The organism is Falsiroseomonas sp. RANM36 (genome assembly GCF_056682175.1).
Map to the genome: position 1 here is coordinate 196251 of NZ_JBWXTD010000008.1, position 255 is coordinate 196505.

Annotated in this window: 1 protein-coding gene; it reads right to left on the reverse strand. The window is 72.2% G+C overall.

What is annotated here, in order from left to right:
• Positions 1 to 255, reverse strand: a 255-nt coding sequence (locus tag AC1MIR_RS26600) for a Hint domain-containing protein (RefSeq protein WP_480031191.1), incomplete at both ends; no start/stop codon positions are given.

Below are 255 nucleotides of genomic sequence, written 5' to 3' on the forward strand. Positions count from 1 at the left end.
ATTCGGCCGCCGCACCCTCGGCCAGCAGCACGTCATGGCTCTCGAGCTCGACATGGTAGTAGGTGACCTCGGCGAGGCCGGCCTCCACCGTGACGGAGGTGCCGTTCACCAGCAGCCGGGCCGGCACTAGGGCGCCGTCGAGGAACATGCAGTGGTCGGGGGAGACCAGCAGGTCGCGGGCGGGCGTGTTCTCGGCGAGCGCGCCGGCGCGGATGCGGATCGGCGCGATGGCCTCGGCCTTGGGATGGCCGGCGA